Genomic DNA, 19,857 nt, shown 5'->3' with positions numbered 1-19,857 from the left:
AGCGCAGTTATGTTGGGAGATTTAGGGCTGTTTGTTGGGCTTGCGTTGCTCATCTGGATGGCGTTGCGCGGCGTCAATATTTTAATTGCCGCGCTGCTGTGTTCGTTGGTGGTGGCGTTAACCAACGAGCTGGAAGCCCCCAAGGCTTTGCTCGAATATTTTCCCTTCGGGCCGTTAGGGGCGTTCACTTTCGCCGGCAAGTTCTTTGTACTTTTTCTTTGTGGCGCGATCTTCGGCAAAGTCATGGCTGCCAGCCAAGCGGCCAGCAGCATTGCTCAAGCGATTACCCGGAGCCTGGGAATTCAACGCACCCTATGGGTGAGTATGGTGGTCTGTGCTCTGCTGACCTATGGCGGTGTGGTGGTGTTTGTGGTGATTTTCACCATGTACCCACTGGGCATTACCTTGATGCGCGAGGCCAACTTGCCCAAACGGCTGTTCTGCGCGGCGACGGCTTTGGGTTCTGGCACATTCACCATGACCGCATTGCCGGGTTCACCCTCGATCCACAACGTGATCGCCTCCAGCGCCCTGGGCACCGATTTGTTCGCCGGTGCCTGGCTTGGCCTGTTGGCCAGCGCGGTGATGATCATCCTGGGTATGGCTTATGTGCAGCGTGAGTGGCGTATGGCACGTGCCCGGGGCGAGGGCTTTGAGAGCAATGCTCAGGATTTGCGCATGCAGCAGTTGGCAGGTGAGCCCGGTACAGGCCCGCATTGGGGCATGGCTTTGCTGCCGATTCTCGTGGTGCTGGGCGTCATCATGTTGCCCCGTTTGCTGTTGCTCAGCGGCGGGGTGACGGCGGGTGAGGGCATGCTCGGTCAAGTGCTGAACTTCAGTCAGCGTCAGCCCATTATCTGGCCGAGCCTGGCCCTGACAATTGCCACGCTGACGGCCATTCTGCTGTTCCCGGCGTTACGGCGTAATACCGTGGCGATGCTGGGGCAGGGCGCCGATGACTCCATCATGCCGCTGCTCAATACCGCAGCAGTGATCGGCTTTGGTGGCGTGGTCACCCAGACCGCGGGCTTCGGCCAGTTCGTCAACTGGGTACTGTCGGTGGACATGCCGCCGCTGCTGTCCATTTTCGCCTCGGTCAGCGTGGTGTCAGGCATTGTCGGCTCGTCTTCCGGCGGCCTGCAGATCTTTATGCAAACCCTGGCCCCCAAGTATCTGGAAATGGGCGTGGAGCCTGAGGTGCTGCACCGTATCGCCACCATTGCCGCTGGCGGCCTGGACTCGCTGCCACATTGCGGCGCGGTGATTGCCATGTTGATGATCATGGGGCTGAACCATAAACAGGCTTACAAGGACATCTTTGTGGTGACGGTACTGATCCCCGTGATTGCCGTATTTGTCTGCATCGGCGCATTGGGCCTGATGGCCGCTTGATAAGGCCGTTGCCCCAAGTGGTCAGCCAATTCTGCTGCCCCGCTGTTGGCTGATGCTCGCGGGACGGGTGCTGGGTTTGCGCCCTACGATGAGCGCGCGGTTGAGGATGCTGCCAAGGCCGTGGCTGTGGCATTGATGCCCTAAGGCGCACGAAGCTGGCGTGCGCCCGATGGTCGGGGTTAGGCGTCCGTGTTGAATGCCACCGTAAAACAGCTGCCGCCTTCCTCCAGGTTGCGTACCGAGATCATCCAGCCCTGTTTGCTGCAGATCCGTTTAACCAGTGAGAGGCCCAGGCCAAGCCCTTCACCGCGTGCTTCCGCGCCCCGTACAAAAGGCTGAAAGATCTGCTCATGTTGCTCCGGGGCAATGCCCATGCCGCTGTCTTCCACGCGAAAACCGCCTGTGGTCAGCACCAGGTGCACAAAGCCTCGCTCGGTGTAATGCAGAGCATTGCGCAGCAGGTTAGCCATGACCGTGTTGAGCAAAACCGGGTTGTAGAGGCCTGCATCCGGCCCCTCCTGGCGGCATTGAAAGTCCAGGCCCTTTTCAGTGAGTAGCGGTCCCCAGCGGTTGGCTTGTTCCGCCGCCACATCGGCCAGGCTGCTGTTCGCCACAAAGGCACTGGCGTTGGCTTTATCGCGCGCCAGTTGCAGGAAGGTCTGCACCAGGTCGCGCATCTCTTCACTGGCCCGGCTGATGCGCTCAATCTGCTCGCGCTCACGCGGCGGCAAATGGCCTTCGGCCAACAATTCGCAGGAGGTGGCAATGATCATCAAGGGGGTGCGCAGTTCGTGGCTGACATCACTGGTGAACAGCCGCTCGCGCTCCAGCGATTGGCGCACCTGGCCCAGGGTGCTGTCGAAGGCCGCCGCCAGTTGGCCCACTTCATCGTCGGGGTATTCGGGGGCCAGTGGTGGCGCCAGCACATGCAGCTGGTCGCGGTGGCGCACCTGCTGTGCCAGCCGACTCACCGGGGCCATCACCTTTCGAGCCACGATCAACCCAAGCCCCCAAGCACCGACCACGGTAAGCAGAAACCCCGCCAATACGACGTCGAACAAGGCTTGCTCATGGGCTTCGAATTCGTGCTGTTCCTGCGCCAGGAGGTGGGTCTGGCCATTCATTTTGCGGCTGTAGACGTAGAACGCTTCGGTGCCATCAACCACTTCGGTAAAGCCGGCCGGCAAATCGGCGAACCGCGCGGGTATCGGGTACTGCGGCTGTTCGGAGCTGAAAAAATGGGTCATGGAGTCGAGCCTGGGCGGGCGCCCATGCTGAATATCTTCCTCAAGCACCTTGCCCAGTTCTCGGTTCAACTCCTCGGAAACCAGGTTTTCCTCAATGAAGTGCACCACGGCCACGATGCTCAGCGAAAACAGGCCGCTGACCAAGGTGGTCATCAGCACGAAGGCAATCAGAATGCGCCTGGAAAAAGGCTGTTTAGACACCATCGGTCTGCTCCGCCAGTCGATAACCGACGCCATGCAGGGTGTGTAGCAATGGGGACGCGAACGGTTTATCGAGGACCTGGCGCAGCTGATGAATGTGGCTGCGCAGGCTGTCGCTGTCCGGGCAATCATCGCCCCACAGTGCATCCTCCAAGGCTTCGCGACGAACCACTGCGGGGCTTTTCTGCATCAGTACGGCCAGTAACTTGAGGCCCAGGGGGTTGAGTTTGAGCGGTTGCCCCGCCCGGCTGACATGCAGGGTGTCGAGGTCATAGACAAGGTCGGCGACTTTCAACTGGCGCTTGCGGCTGCCCTGGCTGCGCCTCAGGATCGCCTCAATCCGCGCCACCAGTTCAGACAGCGCAAACGGTTTGATCAGGTAATCGTCAGCCCCGGCCTGCAAACCTTGTAGCCGATCATCCAGGGCGTCGCGGGCGGTGAGCATCAGGATCGGTACCTCATTGCGGCCGTCCTCGCGCAGCCGTTTGCACACCTGATAGCCGTCAATGCCTGGCAGCATGATGTCCAGCACGATCAGGTCATAGTGTCCGGTGCTGGCCAGGTGCAGACCGCTCAGGCCGTCTTGTGCACAGTCAACGCTGAACCCCTTGAGCTGCAGGTAGTCGAGCACGTTGGCGAGGATGTCGCGGTTGTCTTCGATCACTAGGATGCGCACAGATAGAACTCTTTCTCTCGTTTTGACACTTTCTTCACATCCCGTTGACGCCTGGCTCACAGGCCTCGCCACAGACTGCGGCTCGTTCATCCAGCAAGGATCATACGATGCCTCAGCTTCATTACGCCCAACTGCGCTACCTGTCCATCATCGTGCTGGCCTGGCTGGCGGTGTTCGTCCTGACGCGCAGTTTACTGCTGTTCAGTCACCTGGCCGCTGCGGATGTCAGCCTGCTGCAATGGGTCGGTGTTTACGGGGTTGGCCTGGTCTACGACCTGAGCTTTTTGCTGTATGCCACGTTGCCCCTGGCGCTGTACCTGCTGGTGTGTCCGGCCCGACTATGGTGTCGGCGCTGGCATCAACGCCTGCTGCTTGGCCTGGTCGGCGTCAGCGTGTTTGCGATGCTGTTTACGGCGGTTGCCGAATGGCTGTTTTGGGATGAGTTCGGCGTGCGGTTCAACTTTATCGCCGTGGACTATTTGGTTTACTCGGAAGAGGTGATCAACAACATCCTCGAGTCGTACCCGATCTATCCGCTGATTGCGTTGCTCGCGGTGATCGCCATGGGGGTCAGCGTCGCATTGTATCGGCCGGTGGACGCCGCGTTTCAAGCGCCACTCATGCCCCGCGGCCGTGCCTATGCAGCCCTGGTAGCGCTGTGCCTGCTGGTCGGGTTGGATGGTCTGTCGGTTGGTCAGGACAGCCCGCGTGGCCTGGGTGGTAATACCTATCAGCGGGAGCTGGCCAGCAACGGGCCGTTTCAGTTCTTCGCGGCCTTTCGTAATAACGAACTGGACTACCCGCAGTTCTATGCAACGTTGCCGGCGCCGGAAGTGGCCAGCCTGTTGCGCGAGGAGGTAAGCGAAGCCAATGCCCGCTTTATCGGTCACGACCCTCAGGACATTCGCCGGTTGATCGACAACCCCGGTCAGCCACAGGTGATGAACGTGGTGCTGGTTACCGTCGAAAGCCTCAGTGCCAAATACCTAGGCAGCTTCGGCGATACGCGAGGCCTGACGCCCAATCTGGATGCCCTGCGTCAGCAGAGCCTGAGCTTCAGTAACTTCTACGCCACGGGCACGCGTACCGACCGCGGATTGGAAGCGATTACCTTGTCCATACCGCCCACGCCAGGCCGTTCAATCGTCAAGCGCATTGGCCGTGAATCCGGTTATGGCAGCTTGGGTCAGCAGTTCAATGCCCGCGGTTATGACAGCGTGTTTATCTACGGCGGGCGCGGCTACTTCGACAACATGAATGCCTTCTTCAGCGGCAATGGCTACCGCGTTGTCGACCAGAGCAGCGTGGCGGAAGGCGATATGACCTTCAAGAACGCCTGGGGCATGTCCGATGAGGATCTTTACCAGCAAACCCTCAAGGTCGCCGACGCGGATTATGCCCAGGGCAAACCCTTCTTCCTGCAACTGATGACCACCTCCAACCACCGGCCTTATACCTATCCCGATGGGCGCATCGACATCCCGTCTGGCGAGGGTCGTGAAGGCGCGGTGAAGTACACCGACTACGCGATCGGCCAGTTCTTGCAGCAGGCCATAGCTAAACCCTGGTTCAACCAGACGGTCTTCGTCTTTGTGGCTGATCACACGGCCGGCAGTGCGGGCCAGGAAGACCTGCCGGTGGCGAACTACCACATCCCGTTGTTTATCTACGCCCCAGCCCTGATCCAACCCCAGGCATTCACTGAGGTGGCGAGCCAGATAGACCTGGCACCCACCCTGCTGGGATTGCTCAACATCGATTACAGCTCAACCTTTTTTGGCCGCAACGTATTGCGTAAAGATCGCGCCCCTGGGCGGGCGCTGATTGGTAACTACCAGCACCTTGGGCTGTTCGACGGTCACGACCTCGCCATTCTCAGCCCGCGCCGGAGTATGCGCAGGCATGACGATGCGCTTGGGTTGAGCCACGAGTCTTCAAGTACGGTCCGCGACAGTTTGCTGCGCCGGGATATCGCCTACTACCAGGGCGCCAGCCACGCGTTTCAAAAACGCTTGATGGCGTGGCAACCCTCAGCCCTGCCTGAAGCACAGCTCAGCAACCGCTAATCCCTGCACTGCCTCGGCAGTGCCTTGACTGGAGTGCAGTGATGGCAGTCGTACGCACGGCCCATACCAATCGCTACTTTGATTTTCGCCTTGCGCTGGGCATTCCCTTGGCGCTGATGGCGCTGCTCTTACTGCTGGACCCCAGTGGCGTGGACTTCGCACTGGCGCATCGGTTTTATGAGCCGGGGCTGGGGTTTGTCGGTCGGCATAATTTCTGGCTGGAAGACATCCTGCATGACCGCGCCAAACAGGGCGTGATCATTCTGGGCGTTCTGTCGATTGGCGGCTTGTTACTGAGCTTGGTGGTTAAGCAATGGCGGGCATGGAGCCTGCCGCTCGGCTATCTGGTGCTGTCTCTCGCGGTATCGACCAGCATTGTCACACCGCTGAAAAAGCTGACCGCGATGCAATGCCCCTGGAGCTTGACCGAGTTCGGTGGCGAAGAGGCGTTCAGCCCGTTACTGGGTGAGCGGGCCGTTACAGACCACCCTGGGCGTTGCTGGCCGGGTGGCCATGCGTCTGCCGGTTTCTCGCTGATTGCGCTGTTCTTTGCCCTGCGTGATCGCTACCCGCGATGCGCCCGGGTCGCACTGGCGCTGGCATTGGGCCTGGGTACGATTTTTTCTATCGGGCGGGTGATGCAGGGCGCGCATTTCCTTTCGCACAACCTGTGGACCCTGCTCTTCGATTGGCTGATCTGCACGCTCTTTTACCGCTGGCTGCTGTATCGGCCGAGTGCGGTCTGTGACGCATCGCCAGCGCAACTCCCCGCTCACCCCTGGCGGAGCGATGCCTTATGAGCGGCAACCCTGGCAGTACTGTCCGCCTCGTATACCGGCATAGCGTAAACATGCTGACTGTCAGTGTGCTCATCTGCCTGTTAAGTGGCTGCCAGAGCACGCGCGAGGCCATGATCGCCGAAGGGTATCCCGCCCCATTTGTTGATGGGTATGAAGCCGGGTGCAGCAGCGGTCGGCAAGCGGCTGGAGCATTGGCCGACTTCCGCAAAGATGTTCCGCGCTACCTGCAGCAACCCCTCTACGCACAAGGTTGGGATGATGGCTTTCGCCAATGCCAAGCCGCGCTGGAGAGCGCCATCGAACGTGAACTGCACGATAGCGACATGCGCGACCGGGAGTGGCGTCGGCATGTTGACCAGGCCATGGCTAAAGCCCTGCGCAGCAGCTGAAGCTGGCTATCGAAGCGCCTGCTGTGTACAGCCCTGTGGGGTTAAGACCGTCTGTCAGTGAGGTGCTATAGCCATGGCTCGCTGAGCGCTGGTCGCCGAAAGTTGCCATGCACGCTGTGGCTCGACAAAATCGCGCACCGATTCGGCCCAATGGCCGGGTGGCGATGTTGAGAAGAGGCTTGAGTTGAACGAGCAGACACTATCCATGCGCCTGGAACGCGTGGCAGCGCATGTGCCCGCTGGCGCGCGGTTGGCGGATATTGGCTCGGATCACGCCTATCTCCCGGTGGCCTTGATGCGCCGTGGGGTTATCGAGGCCGCCGTGGCCGGAGAGGTGGCCGTGACGCCGTTTCACGCGGCTGAACGCAGCGTGCGTGAAAGCGACCTAAGCCCGCGCATTAGCGTGCGCCTGGCCGATGGTTTGGCGGCGATTGAGGCGGGCGATGCCATCACGGCGATCAGCATCTGCGGGATGGGCGGCGAGCGGATTCGCGACATCCTCGACAGCGGCAAGGCGCGTCTGAGGGGCCAGGAGCGGTTGATCCTGCAACCTAACGGCGGCGAGCAGCCGCTGCGCCAATGGCTGATGGACAATGGTTACCGCATCCTCAGTGAGGAAGTGCTGCGGGAAAACCGCTTTGCCTACGAAATCATCGTGGCCGAGCGCTCTGGCTCGGTGACTTACAGCGCCGAGGAGCTGTACTTTGGTCCGCTGCAAATGCAGGCGCGCAGCCCGGCGTTCCTGGCCAAGTGGCAGCGCCTGCTGCGCCTGAAACAGCAGACCCTGGCTGACTTTGCCCAGGCACGGCAGACGGTGCCTGAGGCGAAAGTGCAGCAACTCACTCAGCAGACGCAGTGGATTATGGCGTTGCTGGCGTAAGCCGGATTAACGCCGTTGCGCGCCGCCACAAAGAAATTGTCCCTTTGCAGCCGCAGGCGACCAACACTGAATACAATTTGCCCACCATCATCCCAGTGCCATGAACATGGCTGTACCGGACAAGGAACTCGCCAATATGGCTTCCCCAGACAAACAGCAAAAACGCGCCCAACGGGCTAAAACTAAGGCCAAGCAGAACCGTATGGGCAAGCCCAAGGCCAATGTGATTCACCCGGTGTTGGCCAACCCGCTGATCAATGAGCCGTTCGATGATGTCGACATTGACCTGAGTACCTTCGATTTCAAAGATATCGAGGAAAACGGCTTCGACCCCGCGCACTTCGATGACCTGTTCCAGGCGATGAAGATGGCTGAAGGCATCAGCCTGCTGGCGATGTGCCTGGTGTTTCTGCAATACCCGGTACTGGAGCTGGTTGTCGCAGAAGAGGCGGAGGAGGCCGCGACCGACTTTATGATGGGCCTGCTGATCGTCTATCGCGGTATGTTCCACGATGAAGACGAGGACGCTGCGGTGGTCTGGATCGGCAGTGACGCGTTTCAGCATGCCTACAACGAAGCCTCGCTGATCCTGCAGCAAAAGAACGCGCGCAGCAGCGCCCGTTCTGAGTACAACCGCTAGGCAGTTGGCACGGTTCCGCCATCAATCACAAACTCGCTTCCGGTGATCGATGCCGCACGAGGTGAGGCCAGGAAGGCAATCAGCTCCGCCACCTCTGCAGGCTTGGCCGGGCGGCCGAGCGGAATGCCGCCAAGGGCATCCATGATGATGCGTTTGCCGCCCGCGTAATCGGTGCCGGCCTCCTGCGCCAATCGTTCTGCCAAGGCCACCGAAGCTTCGGTCTCGATCCAACCCGGCGACACCCGCACCACCCGCACGCCTTGCGGCGAGACTTCTTTCGACAGGCTTTTGCTGTAGGTCGACAGCGCCGCCTTGGCCGCTGCGTAAGCCGTGGTGGCTTCGGGTAAGGGCAAGCGGTTCTGAATCGAGGTCACATGGATGATCACCCCGCTCTGGCGCTTTAGCATCGCCGGGAGCAGGGCGCGGTCCAGGCGCACGGCCGGCAGCAGGTTAAGGTCGAGTTCGCGTTGCCACTGCGCGTCGTCTAATACCGCAAAGCCGCCGCTGGGGGCCGATGAGCCACCCAGAACGTGAACGATGATGTCCACATCGCCCAGTCGTTGCTTGGCTGCGGCCACCACGGTTTCGCAGCCTGCCGGGGTCGTGAGGTCGGCCTGTACGAATTGCTCCGCCGGCAGGTCGCTGCTGGCCTGCCGAGCGCATGTCAGCACCTGTGCGCCCTCGACAAGGAACAGCTCGACCAGCGCGCGGCCGACGCCTTTGGTGCCGCCGGTGACCAGCACGCGTTTGCCGCTTAGGTCGAGGTTCATGGCGCGATCTCCAGTGAGCGGATCTGGCCGTCCTCAAGCCGGAACAGATGATTCAGTTGCAGCGGGCTGCCGGGGAAGTTGCCGACCAGCCGCGCCGTGACGCTCAGCGAATCGTCACTCTGCGTCGCCGTCAGCGGCTCGACGCTGTAGGTGAAGGCCCGGCGGGCGTCCTGTTGCCAGGCTGCGATGGCGGCAATGCCCCGGTGCGTGCGGTTTTCGTCGGTCACGCTGGCGTGCGCGCAGAAGCAGGCAGCAAGGCGCGAGATATCGCCGCCATTGCTGACAGCAAAGTAGGTCTGTACGGCGTCAGGCAGGTGCAGGTTCATGGCCTGATCTCCTCTCACAGTGGGTTGGGGTTTACGACTGTGATCTTGCCGCTCGCTTGATAGTTTGCTCAACTGGGATAGAGGTTAACGACCTATCCCGATTATCAGGACAATTGCATGGCAGATTCGCGCCTTGGTCTCAATGAGCTGGAAGCTGTGCTAGCCGTGGCACGCCGTGCGTCCTTTCGCCAGGCAGCCATCGACCTGGATGTATCGACCACGGCATTGAGCAACACCATTGCCAAGCTGGAGGCGAGCCTCGAAACGCGGCTGTTCAACCGCACCACCCGCAGCGTGTCGCTAACCGAGGCGGGTGCGATGTACCTAGAGCAGGTCGGTCCTGCGTTGCAGGATGTACGTGCAGCGCTGGAAGCGGTGCGTTCGCACAATGCCGGGCCGTCGGGTGTGTTGCGCATCAATGCCTTCGCCAGTGCCGCCCGCGCCGCGTTGCTGCCGCTGGTGCTGGCGTTTCTGCAGCGTTACCCGAAGGTGCATATCGACCTGGTGACCGAAGGCCGCCTGGTGGACATCGTCGCGGACGGTTTCGATCTCGGCGTGCGAGCAGAGAGTCTTGTGCCCAGCGACATGATCGTGATTCCAATCGGCCCGCCGCAACGCTACGCCGTGGTCGGCTCGCCCGCGTATTTCGCCCAGCACGGTCGTCCACATAATCCGGCGGATCTGCTCAAACATCAGTGCATCCGCATCCGCCTGCCCAATGGGGCGATTTACCCCTGGCATTTCGAGCGTGCGGGGGAAGTGACTCGGCTTGATGTGACTGGCCAACTCACCCTGGACGAGCCGAGCGTCGCCAAAGCGGTGGTGCAGGCAGGGGTGGGGCTGGGCTTTTTTATGCAGCAGGATGTGCAGGCTGAACTCGACGCCGGACAGTTCGAGCGGGTGCTGGACGATTGGACGCCGCCCCGCGACAACCTGTGCCTGTACTACCCGAACCGGCGCAACCCCTCCGCCGCGCTCAAGGCATTCACTGTGCTGGCTCGGGGTCATCTGCTGAGCAAAGACCAACGCGGATGATCCACCGGTTGTCTGCCACCGCGTGGTGGTCGGCCGCGACGCGCAAGCGCTACGCTAGTGCCTATTAGGCCATCTTTTAGGTCAGTCTCAACGTTGGGCGGTGAGCGTGGACAGGTTTCAGGAAATGAAGGTGCTGCTGGCCGTTGCCGAAGCAGAAAGCTTTGCCGGCGGTGCCCGGTTGGTGGGTATGTCGCCACCCAGCGTGACCCGGGTGATTGCCGGTTTGGAGAAGCGCTTGGGCACGCTGTTGCTGGCGCGCAGCACCCGAAGCCTACGCCTGACCGAAGCGGGGCGGCGCTATGTGGAGGACTGCAAGCGCATCCTGTTGGAGCTGGAAGAGGCCGAAGAGTTGGCCACCGGCAGTAGCATTCGGGCGCGGGGCAACCTGACCGTGACAGCGCCGGTGATGTTCGGTGAGCTGTACCTGATTCCGCTGATTACTGAGTACCTGTCGGCGCATCCGCAGGTGACGATCAATGCGCTGTTGGTGGATCGCCTGGTGAATATGGTGGAGGAGGGCGTGGACGTCGCTATCCGCATCGGTCAGTTGCCGGAAACCGGCCTGCAGGCCATCAAGGTTGGGCATATTCGTCCGGTCATCTGCGCTGCGCCGGCTTTTCTCGAACGCTTTGGTCGGCCACAGGAACCGAAGGAGGTACTGGCGGCGCCCATCGTGATGTCCTCGGCCAGCAGCCTGCTCACCGATTGGCAGTTCAACCTGGGCACCAGCGCTCTTACCCTGCATCCCAAACCGCGCCTGCTGGTGAGTTCCAACCAGGCGGCGATCAATGCTGCACGGCTGGGTTGGGGCCTGACGCGGGTGTTGTCGTATCAGGTGGCCGAGTTGGTCGCCAAGGGTGAGCTGGAGATCATTCTGGAGCCCTTTGAAGCAGCGGCACTGCCGGTGCATGTGCTCTATCAAGGCGGCGGACGAGTACCCGCCAAGGTGCGCACCTTTGTCGATTTCTGTGCCAGCCGCTTCCTGCAAGACCCGGCGCTGCAAAGGGGCGAAGGTGCTTAAGCCATGAGTCGCTATCGGCAGATGCAGGTGTTCGCCGCCGTGGTGCAAACCGGCAGCCTGGCCGCGGCCGCGCGCCAGCTTGAGCAGTCGCCCGCGACCGTTATGCGCAGCATCGCCGCCCTGGAAGCACGCCTGAACAATAGGCTGTTGCTACGCGGGCCGCGCGGCGTCGAGCTAAGCCCGGCAGGCGAGCAGTTTGCCCTCAGCTGTCGGCAGATTCTCGAACACACCGCTGTTGCCGAGCGCTCCGCCTCCGGCGTGCATGCGTGCCCCGCTGGTCGGTTGACCTTGTCGTTACCGCTGCTGATGGATCAGCAGGTACTGATGCCAATTGCCCTCGATTATCTGACGGCGTTCCCTGAGGTGCAGTTGGTCACTCAGGCCTGCGAAGGTGTGCCCAAACTGCTTGAGGAGAACATTGATGTTGCCCTGGTGGTGGGCCATCTGCCGAACTCGTCCGGGTTTGCCATGCCGGTGGGCAGGGTACGGCCGATTGTTTGCGGTTCTCCCGCCTACCTGGCCAAGTGGGGACGCCCGCAAACACCTGAGGACCTCAAAGCGCACCGTACGGTATTGACTACCGCCAGCGGCCAGCAACGCGAATGGCGTTTCCATGGCGAACGCTCCACACGCTTGGTGAAACCCTTGCCGGTACTGACGTGCACCACTCAGCGCGCCGCCATCCATGCCGCGACCCTGGGGCTGGGGTTGATTCGTTGCATGAGCTACGAAGCGCACCATGAATTGCAGAGCGGGTTGCTTGAGCCGGTATTGAACGACTTTGCCAGCCAGGCCTTGCCCGCCCAGTTGATCTACCGCGACGGCCGCCGGGCCGAGGCGCGTGTGCGCACCTTTATCGACTTCGCCACGCCAAGGCTGCGGGCTCATCCGGCATTTCTAGACTGACATGGCGCCGCGACCGTGCCTGTGTGTGGTCGCATTCTTTTATAAAACGGAATTATGCATTGCTCTGCATGGCGATTCTGCTTAGCCGCGAGCAGGCGCAGCATAAACCTACCAGCGCAAAAGCCGCCCAGCTTGGGTGACGCAGCGCTGATTCATCTGACCCTCTACAAGGAGCCGCACCATGTCTCAGCCAGCCATCAAACTTTATCGCCACCCACTGTCCGGCCACGCCCATCGCGTTGAACTGCTGCTCTCTCTGTTAAAGCTGCCCACCGAACTGGTGTTTGTCGACCTGGCCAACGGGGCGCACAAACAACCTGAATTCCTCGCCATCAACGCCTTTGGCCAAGTGCCGGTGATCGATGACAACGGCACCATTCTCAGCGACTCCAACGCCATTCTGGTTTATCTGGCGAAAACTTATGGCAAGGGTGCCTGGCTGCCGGAAGAGCCCCTCGCGGCAGCAAGCATTCAGCGTTGGCTGTCGGTGGCAGCGGGCCAGCTGGCTTACGGCCCGGCTTCGGCTCGGCTAATCACCGTGTTCGGTGCACCCTTGAATGCCGAGGATGTGATCGCCCGTTCCCATGCCCTGCTCAAGGTGATGGACAGCGAGCTGGCCAACAGCCCGTTCCTGGCTGGTGCAACCGCCAGCATCGCCGATGTCGCCAACTACACCTATATCGCCCATGCCCCGGAAGGCAATGTCTCGTTGCAGGCCTACCCGAATGTGCGCGCCTGGCTGGCGCGGGTCGAAGCACTGCCAGGTTTTGTGCCGATGCAGCGCACTGCCGCAGGTCTACAAGCCGCCTGAGTCGACGCAGGCTGCCGGGTCTCCCGGCAGCCGTCTTGAGGAGCGCATTGCATGGATCATCTACCCAAACACCGCCGTTCGCCCTGGCATCCCGGGGAAAAAACGCTTCAGGACATCTACAGCGTCGCCGAACGCATGGAGGTGATTGGGCAGAAGGTCATCCGCGATTACATGCCCGACCAGCACCGCGAGTTCTACCAGCAACTGCCGTTTATGGTTGTCGGTGCGGTCGATGCACAGCGGCGGCCCTGGGCGACCCTGCTGGAGGGGCCGGAAGGCTTCGTCACCTCGCCTGATCCGCAGCAGTTGCTCCTGGCCGTACAACCTGATGCACAGGACCCCGCCGCTAGCGGCCTGCAAGCGGATCAGGCGATTGGCTTGCTCGGCATCGAGCTGCACACGCGCCGGCGCAACCGCATCAACGGGGTGATCCAGCAGGTTTCTGCTGATGGCCTGGCCGTCGCGGTCGAGCACTCTTACGGCAATTGTCCCAAGTACATCCAGGCGCGCTCTTACACGCGCTCATCGGAGCCGTTGCAGCAGCGCGCTGAGCGCGAGAACTTCACCGAACTGAATGACCGCACCACCGCGATGATCCGTGCGGCCGACACCTTTTTTATCGCCAGCTACTTCGACCATGACGCGCACAATCGCTCGGTGGACGTGTCGCACCGTGGTGGCCGTGCCGGCTTTGTCAAAGTCGAAGGCAACCGTCTGACCATCCCCGATTACGCCGGCAACCTGTTCTTCAATACTTTGGGCAACCTGCAGGCCAACCCGGTTGCGGGGCTGTTGTTTGTCGACTTTGTCTCCGGCGACATCCTTCAACTCACCGGCCGCACCGAGCTGATTCTCGATAGCCCGATGATCCACGCCTTCGAAAGTGCCGAGCGCCTGTGGACCTTCGAGGTTGAGCAGGCTGTGCTGCGCCCGGCGGCAACCTCCTTGCGCTGGACCTTTCACGACTACGCACCGACCAGCCTGGCCACCGGAAACTGGGCGGATGCCGACGCGAAGCTGCGCCAGAGTGAGCAACGCCGCCAGTGGCAACAGTGGCGCGTGACCCAGGTGCAGCAGGAAAGTCAGGACATTCGCTCGTTTTATCTCCAGCCACTGGATGGCACGGCGGTAGCGTTTACTCCGGGCCAGCACGTGCCGGTGCGTCTGCACATTCCAGGTGTTGAGCTGCCGCTGGTCCGCACGTACAGCGTTTCCAGTGCACCGTCTGACGGTCAGGTGCGCATCAGCGTCAAAGCCCAGGGGCCGGCTTCGCACCACCTGCATAGCCAGGTGCAGGTGGGCGATGTGCTGGAAGTTCGCCCGCCCATGGGTAGCTTTACCCTGATCGAAGAAACCGAGCGCCCGGTGGTGTTGATCGCTGCCGGAGTGGGCATCACGCCCTTGCTCTCGATGTTTCGCGAGCTGGCTGCGCAGAATAGTCAGCCGCCGCGGCAACGCCCTGTGTATCTGTTTCAAAGCGCCCGAACCCTGGCGGACCTGCCATTCCAGGCCGAACTCCAGGCGCTGCAACAGCGCGATAGCGAGCACCTGCACATCCACCGCGCATTAAGCAACCCAGGCACTGAGGCGGTTGTGGGGCGTGATTTTGAAATAACCGGTCGCCTCGATTTCGCCCAGGTCAAGGCGCGGCTGCCGCTGGATGACTACGACTTTTACCTGTGCGGCCCCGGCGGTTTTCTGCAGAGCATGTACGACGGGCTGCGGGCGCTGAATATCCCGGATGAGCGCATCCATGCCGAGGCATTCGGCCCTTCGACACTGCAACGTTTAGCGGTTGAACAGTCTCCTGCACCGGTTCAGTTACCCGCTGCCAGCGTCCCCGTGCCGGTTTATTTCTCCTCGTCGGCGAAAGAGGCACGTTGGGTACCGGGCAATGGCAGCTTGCTGGAGCTGGCCGAGAGCCGTGGTCTGAGCCCTGACTTCAGCTGCCGGGGTGGTTCGTGCGGCACCTGCAAAACGCGCCTGGTCAGCGGCAACGTGCATTACCCCAATCCACCGGCACAACTGCCAGAAAGCGGCAGTGTGCTGATCTGCTGCGCCATACCGGCAGAGCTTGACGGCGCTATCCAACCCCTGGTGCTTGATCTCTAGCGAGGTACTGCAATATGAACCGCGAAAAAGTGGACCGTTACGCTGCGCCCGACGCATCGAGTGAAACGCCAGGGCACTGGGAGGTGAATTATTTACTGCCGCAGTTGCTGTCTGGTCCTGAGTACTCAGGCCACGACGTAAATGCTGCGCTGATGGGGGTGTTGAAGCGGCTGTTTGCCGCCTTACGGACACCCCGTGTAGCGCCGCCCGTCATTCCATCCCTCACCACGTGCAGGAGCCAGCGCCATGTCTACCGCTGAAATTCGTCAACCGGTTCCGCCCTTTACCCGGGAATCCGCCATCTTAAAAGTCCGCCTTGCCGAAGATGGCTGGAACAGCCGCGATGCGGCCAAAGTGGCCATGGCCTATACCCCGGACGCCCAATGGCGCAACCGCGCCGAATTCGTCACCAGCCGTGCCGAGGCGCAGGCGTTTTTAGAACGTAAGTGGCGCAAGGAGCTGGAGTACCGCTTGATCAAGGAGCTGTGGGCGTTTACCGATAACCGCATCGCCGTGCGCTATGCCTACGAATGGCACGACGACTCGGGCAACTGGTTTCGCTCCTACGGCAACGAGAACTGGGAGTTCACCGAAAACGGTCTGATGGCGCATCGCTTTGCCTGCATCAATGACCTGCCCATTGAAGAGTCCGAACGCAAATTCCGCTGGCCATTGGGGCGGCGCCCTGATGACCATCCGGGGCTTTCGCAATTGGGTTTATAAGTCCAACCGACTCAGAAAGGCTGAGCGCTGCATGGAAGGGGGGCGTCATCGAACGCCTACCTGAATAGCCGTCGCAACGTGATGCCCCTTGCAGATGCTCGGTGCGCATTCGTTCGCTCACCATCGCGACTTCCTGCGCTTGCTGGTTTTCCAGCAGAGGCGCCCGCAGGCGCCTTGCTTGGTTTAGAAATCCTGCACGGTTGGGCGCAGTACGATTTCGTTGATGTCGACATCGGCAGGCTGCTCGATGGCGAAGGCGATAGCGCGTGCCACTGATTCGGCGGGAATGGCCTGCTGGTAGAAGTCGACCACGAAATCGCGGCTGGCCTGGTGGGAGCTGCCGAACTTGAGTTCAGAGTCGACGGCGCCCGGCTCAATAGTGGTGGTCCGAATACGACCACCCACTTCATGGCGCAGCCCCTCGGAAATGGCGCGGACCGCGAACTTGGTACCGCTATAAACCGTACCGCCCGGGCTGAAGACCTTCAGGCCCGCGACCGAGGCAATATTGATGAAATGCCCGCTGTTCTGCTGTCGGAACACAGGCAGTGCGGCTGCTACCCCGTACAGCAAGCCCTTGATATTGATGTCGATCATGCGGTCCCACTCGTCCACCCGCCCTTCGCTCAGCGGGGCGATGGCCATCAGACCTGCGTTGTTGACCAGCACGTCGAGGCGGCCGAAGGTGTCTATTGCGCCCTGGATCAGCGCCTTGACGTCATCCTGGGAGGTGACATCGGTCTGGTAGGCCACCGCTTGGCCACCAGCCTTTACCAGCTCTGCAACCAGCGCATCCAGTTTGTCCTTGCGGCGTGCCGCCAGGACTACACGCGCACCTTTTTCTGCCAGATGGCGGGCCGTGGCCTCGCCCAAACCGCTGCTGGCGCCAGTGATGATGACTACTTTTCCGGAAATATTGTTGCTCATGCTCTGAACCTCATCGTGACAGGTTGAACGACGCCGGGAGATGTCCCTGGCTTGCGAGCACAGTAGAGCCACTGCGAATCTCAATAAATGGAAATGTTTGGATTAAGCTATTCCTTATTTTGGAATAAAGGCGGGTAACACATGCTCAATCGCATGGAGATGGTCAGGATCTTCTGCACCGCTGCCGAGTCCGGCAGCTTCCGTGCAGCCGCAAGCCGCCTGGGTATTTCACCGCAGAGCGTGACGCGCGCCGTTCAGGCGCTGGAAGCCGAGCTGGGTGAGCCACTCTTCCACCGCAATACCCGTCAGGTGCATATCACCGCCTTTGGCCAAGGCTATGCACAGGAAGCCCGTTTGGCCCTCGAGCACTTCGATGCACTGTTTCGCTCGCATCGCAGTGAACCTGAGCTTTCAGGCCGTATCGGTATTACCGCGCCGCAAACTATTGGACGGCACTACCTGATTCCGTTTCTGCAGCCGCTGATGGCGGCTCATCCACACTTGCAGTTCCACTTGCGGCTGGAAGACCAGATGACGGACTCGGTGGAGGCGCAGATCGACATCGGCATTCGGGTCGGCTTGATACGCGACCGTCGCTACGTTGCGAAGGCACTGGCACCCGTGCCCATGCATGTGGTTGCCAGCCCGGAGCTGGTCGAGCGGATCGGCTCACCGCGCTCGATTCAGGCGCTTGACGCCTGCCCATTGTCCGCGTTGATCGACCAGCGCAATGGCAGGCCCTGGCCTTGGCTGTTCGCCGATGGCCAGAGTTTCACTCCCCGGCAACCCGTGTTGATTTGCGACGATGCTGATACCGAGCTGGAGGCGATTTTGTCCGGCACCTGTTTTGGCCAGATTCCCGCCTACCTTGCCAGCCCATTAATCCGCAGCGGCAAGCTCATAACCGTGTTGGATGAGCTTGCTCCACCGCCCTGGGACCTGTTCATTTATCGCCCGCAACAGGGCCCAGTTTCACGCCGCGTACGCCTGGTGTTCGATCACTTGACTGAGGCATTTCGCGACCCACAGCGTTTTCCTCGCAGCTGAGTTACCGCCGTGGTTGGGCTGCTCATGCGTGTCTTCGGTTGTGTGAATAATTCTGCAAGTTGTATCAGCCGACCACACTGTAGAGGGGCACGCCGGCGTATTCCTCTCAAAGCCGCTCATGTGAGCGGCTTTGTTGTCTGCGGCGTTAGCCGCGCGACAGCGGCGGTGTGCGTGGCGGCATCAAGCGCTTCGAACCGGTCGACTCGAACGCTGCGGCAAAGCGCAGCAGAGCCGAGTCGTCATAGGCGCGACCAGCGAAGGTCAGGCCAACGGGCATGCCGATATCGGCCATCACGCCCATTGGTACAGTGACGGTGGGCACGCCCAAGTGACGGATGGCCAGGTTGCCGTTGGCCACCCAGACGCCATTGCTCCAGGCGATATCCGCAGACGCGGGGTTGACGTCTGCATCCGCCGGGCCGACATCGGCGACGGTGGGGAACAGCACGGCGTCGAGGCCGAGGTTATCCATCCATTCTTCAAGGTCGAGCTTGCGGGTGTGTTCCAGGCCGCGCAGGCCGTCGGGCAGGGTTTCGATCTGGTCCCAGTTCTTCAAGCCGCGCTTGGCCATGTTGACGTATTCGTCCATGCCAGCGGCCAGGTCGCCCTCGCGGTTGGGCAGGGTGCCGGGGTCGTGGGGGAAGATCTGTGGGCCATCGACGTCGGCCAGTTTGTTTAGCTTGGGGTCGCCATTGGCGCGCAGAAAGTCGTCAAAGGCCCAGCCGCTCAGTTCCCACAACTCGTCGTGGAGGAACTCTGGGGTGACGATGCCACGGTTATACACGGTCGGCGCGCCGGGACGGTCGCCTTCGCAGTTGGACACCAGCGGGAAGTCCACTTCGATCACTTCGGCGCCGGCGGCTTCCAGCGCCTTGCGCGTCTGCCCCCAGAGCGCAATGACTGATGGCCGGGTGTGGATGCGCTGGCCAGTCGGGCCGCCGATGCCGGGTTTTTCGCTGGTGCCGGCGGCGTCATCTTTGTTGATAAACATACGCGGCACGCCAAAGCGTTTGCCGGCCAGGGCATCGGCTTTGGCGGCGAGGTCGGCATAGGCAGCGGGGCGCACGTCGGAGGCTTTCGGGATTGGCACCCAGGGCTGCAGGCGCCACAGGTCACCACGGGTATCTGGGTCGTCGGCGACCACGATGTCGAGTATTTCGAGCAGATCGCTCATGGTGCGTGCGTAGGGCACCACCACGTCCATGGTCGGCGTCAGCGGCCAGTTGCCGCGCACCGAAATTACTCCGCGTGATGGCGTGTAGGCGCACAGGCCGTTGTTCGAGGCTGGGCCGCGACCGCTCGACCAGGTTTCCTCGGCCAAACCGAAGGCAGCAAAGCTCGCGGCAGTGGCGGTGCCGGCACCGTTGGATGAGCCGGAAGCGAAGGGCGCGGTGAGGTAGTCGGCGTTGTACGGGCTTTCCGCACGGCCATAGACGCCGCGCTGCATGCCGCCGTTGGCCATGGGCGGCATATTGGTTTTGCCCAGGCAGATGGCTCCGGCGGCGCGCAAACGCTCGACGGTAAAGGCATCGCGATAGGCGACCAGATCCTTGAAGGCTGGGCTGCCGGAGGCGGCGGTCAGGCCCTTGACCAGGTAGCTGTCTTTGGCCGTGTAGGGAATGCCGTCGAGTGGGCCAAGCGTTGCACCAAGGGCGCGGCGTTCATCGGATGCCTGGGCTTCCTTCAGCGCATCGGGGTTGCGCACGACGACTGCGTTAAGTTGGGTCGGGGTGCCGGCAGCGTCGTAGGCATCGATGCGGGCGAGGTAGGCCTGCACCAGTTCGACCGCCGTGGTCTGGCCGGCTTCGAGCGCGGCGCGCAGTGAAGCAATGGAAAGCTCGGTTACCTCGATCATGCTGTCACCGCGGGCTGTTGAAGAGCGTTGTTC

At 61.4% G+C, this 19,857-nt stretch carries 19 protein-coding genes; 13 read left to right on the top strand and 6 right to left on the bottom strand.

Going from position 1 to position 19,857, the window contains the following annotated elements:
• Window positions 1-9 precede the first annotated feature (9 nt).
• Window positions 10-1,392 (top strand): GntP family permease, encoded by a 1,383-nt coding sequence (locus HBN63_RS01970; protein WP_167145621.1) that lies wholly within the window; start codon window positions 10-12, stop codon window positions 1,390-1,392.
• A 179-nt stretch (window positions 1,393-1,571) separates the two neighbouring features.
• On the opposite strand, the gene HBN63_RS01965 is transcribed toward HBN63_RS01970, so the two are convergent.
• Both HBN63_RS01965 and HBN63_RS01960 read right to left on the bottom strand, forming a co-directional pair.
• Window positions 1,572-2,843 carry a HAMP domain-containing sensor histidine kinase gene (locus tag HBN63_RS01965; protein ID WP_170048175.1) on the bottom strand — a complete coding sequence of 424 codons (1,272 nt, stop codon included), beginning with the start codon at window positions 2,841-2,843 and terminating at the stop codon, window positions 1,572-1,574.
• Window positions 2,833-3,516, bottom strand: coding sequence for a response regulator transcription factor (locus HBN63_RS01960; protein WP_160088265.1), 684 nt, complete (start codon window positions 3,514-3,516; stop codon window positions 2,833-2,835). Before HBN63_RS01960 ends, HBN63_RS01965 begins: the two co-directional genes overlap by 11 nt.
• 107 nt (window positions 3,517-3,623) lie before the next feature.
• Between HBN63_RS01960 and HBN63_RS01955 the strand changes: the two genes are divergently transcribed.
• From HBN63_RS01955 to HBN63_RS01935, 5 genes are all read left to right on the top strand, one after another.
• Window positions 3,624-5,582, top strand: a complete 1,959-nt coding sequence (locus tag HBN63_RS01955) for an LTA synthase family protein (RefSeq protein ID WP_170048174.1) — start codon at window positions 3,624-3,626, stop codon at window positions 5,580-5,582.
• A gap of 41 nt (window positions 5,583-5,623) precedes the next feature.
• Window positions 5,624-6,382 (top strand): phosphatase PAP2 family protein, encoded by a 759-nt coding sequence (locus tag HBN63_RS01950; protein ID WP_170048173.1) that lies wholly within the window; start codon window positions 5,624-5,626, stop codon window positions 6,380-6,382.
• A 50-nt stretch (window positions 6,383-6,432) separates the two neighbouring features.
• Entirely contained in the window at window positions 6,433-6,771 is a 339-nt protein-coding gene (locus HBN63_RS01945) for a hypothetical protein (protein ID WP_170048172.1), read from the top strand.
• 184 nt (window positions 6,772-6,955) lie between these two features.
• A complete protein-coding gene (locus HBN63_RS01940; RefSeq protein WP_170048171.1) occupies window positions 6,956-7,651 on the top strand; it encodes a tRNA (adenine(22)-N(1))-methyltransferase TrmK in 696 nt (231 codons plus the stop codon).
• Between the two features lie 136 nt (window positions 7,652-7,787).
• Complete coding sequence (locus tag HBN63_RS01935; protein ID WP_170048170.1) at window positions 7,788-8,291, top strand: hypothetical protein; 504 nt, start codon at window positions 7,788-7,790, stop codon at window positions 8,289-8,291.
• Here the strand turns inward: HBN63_RS01935 and HBN63_RS01930 are convergent.
• Complete coding sequence (locus HBN63_RS01930; RefSeq protein ID WP_170048169.1) at window positions 8,288-9,061, bottom strand: SDR family oxidoreductase; 774 nt, start codon at window positions 9,059-9,061, stop codon at window positions 8,288-8,290. The two genes, HBN63_RS01935 and HBN63_RS01930, sit on opposite strands and share 4 nt — an antisense overlap.
• Window positions 9,058-9,387, bottom strand: coding sequence for a nuclear transport factor 2 family protein (locus HBN63_RS01925; protein ID WP_170048168.1), 330 nt, complete (start codon window positions 9,385-9,387; stop codon window positions 9,058-9,060). The genes HBN63_RS01930 and HBN63_RS01925 overlap by 4 nt, the downstream gene beginning before the upstream one ends.
• A gap of 117 nt (window positions 9,388-9,504) precedes the next feature.
• Here HBN63_RS01925 and HBN63_RS01920 point away from each other — a divergent pair, with 117 nt between their 5' ends.
• The 6 genes from HBN63_RS01920 (at window position 9,505) to HBN63_RS01895 (ending at window position 15,995) form a co-directional block, all read left to right on the top strand.
• Window positions 9,505-10,422, top strand: coding sequence for a LysR family transcriptional regulator (locus HBN63_RS01920; RefSeq protein WP_170048167.1), 918 nt, complete (start codon window positions 9,505-9,507; stop codon window positions 10,420-10,422).
• A 124-nt stretch (window positions 10,423-10,546) separates the two neighbouring features.
• Window positions 10,547-11,443 (top strand): LysR family transcriptional regulator, encoded by an 897-nt coding sequence (locus HBN63_RS01915; protein WP_170048166.1) that lies wholly within the window; start codon window positions 10,547-10,549, stop codon window positions 11,441-11,443.
• 3 nt (window positions 11,444-11,446) lie between these two features.
• Window positions 11,447-12,349 carry a LysR family transcriptional regulator gene (locus tag HBN63_RS01910; protein WP_170048165.1) on the top strand — a complete coding sequence of 301 codons (903 nt, stop codon included), beginning with the start codon at window positions 11,447-11,449 and terminating at the stop codon, window positions 12,347-12,349.
• 181 nt (window positions 12,350-12,530) lie between these two features.
• A complete protein-coding gene (locus HBN63_RS01905) occupies window positions 12,531-13,160 on the top strand; it encodes a glutathione S-transferase (RefSeq protein ID WP_170048164.1) in 630 nt (209 codons plus the stop codon).
• 51 nt (window positions 13,161-13,211) lie between these two features.
• On the top strand, window positions 13,212-15,272 hold the full coding sequence (locus HBN63_RS01900; protein ID WP_170048163.1) for a pyridoxamine 5'-phosphate oxidase family protein: 2,061 nt from the start codon (window positions 13,212-13,214) through the stop codon (window positions 15,270-15,272).
• A gap of 246 nt (window positions 15,273-15,518) precedes the next feature.
• Window positions 15,519-15,995, top strand: a complete 477-nt coding sequence (locus tag HBN63_RS01895; RefSeq protein WP_170048162.1) for a nuclear transport factor 2 family protein — start codon at window positions 15,519-15,521, stop codon at window positions 15,993-15,995.
• Window positions 15,996-16,178: 183 nt separating this feature from the next.
• Here HBN63_RS01895 and HBN63_RS01890 read toward each other — a convergent pair whose 3' ends face one another.
• Window positions 16,179-16,922 carry an SDR family oxidoreductase gene (locus tag HBN63_RS01890; protein ID WP_170048161.1) on the bottom strand — a complete coding sequence of 248 codons (744 nt, stop codon included), beginning with the start codon at window positions 16,920-16,922 and terminating at the stop codon, window positions 16,179-16,181.
• A gap of 141 nt (window positions 16,923-17,063) precedes the next feature.
• On the opposite strand from HBN63_RS01890, the gene HBN63_RS01885 reads away from it, so the two are divergent.
• A complete protein-coding gene (locus HBN63_RS01885; protein WP_170048160.1) occupies window positions 17,064-17,969 on the top strand; it encodes a LysR family transcriptional regulator in 906 nt (301 codons plus the stop codon).
• 145 nt (window positions 17,970-18,114) lie between these two features.
• On the opposite strand, the gene HBN63_RS01880 is transcribed toward HBN63_RS01885, so the two are convergent.
• Entirely contained in the window at window positions 18,115-19,824 is a 1,710-nt protein-coding gene (locus HBN63_RS01880; protein ID WP_170048159.1) for an amidase, read from the bottom strand.
• Window positions 19,825-19,857: the final 33 nt, after the last annotated feature.

The organism is Pseudomonas sp. WS 5011 (assembly GCF_012985775.1).
Classification (GTDB): Bacteria; Pseudomonadota; Gammaproteobacteria; order Pseudomonadales; family Pseudomonadaceae; genus Aquipseudomonas; species Aquipseudomonas peli.
This window is presented reverse-complemented; position numbering and strand designations above follow the sequence as displayed.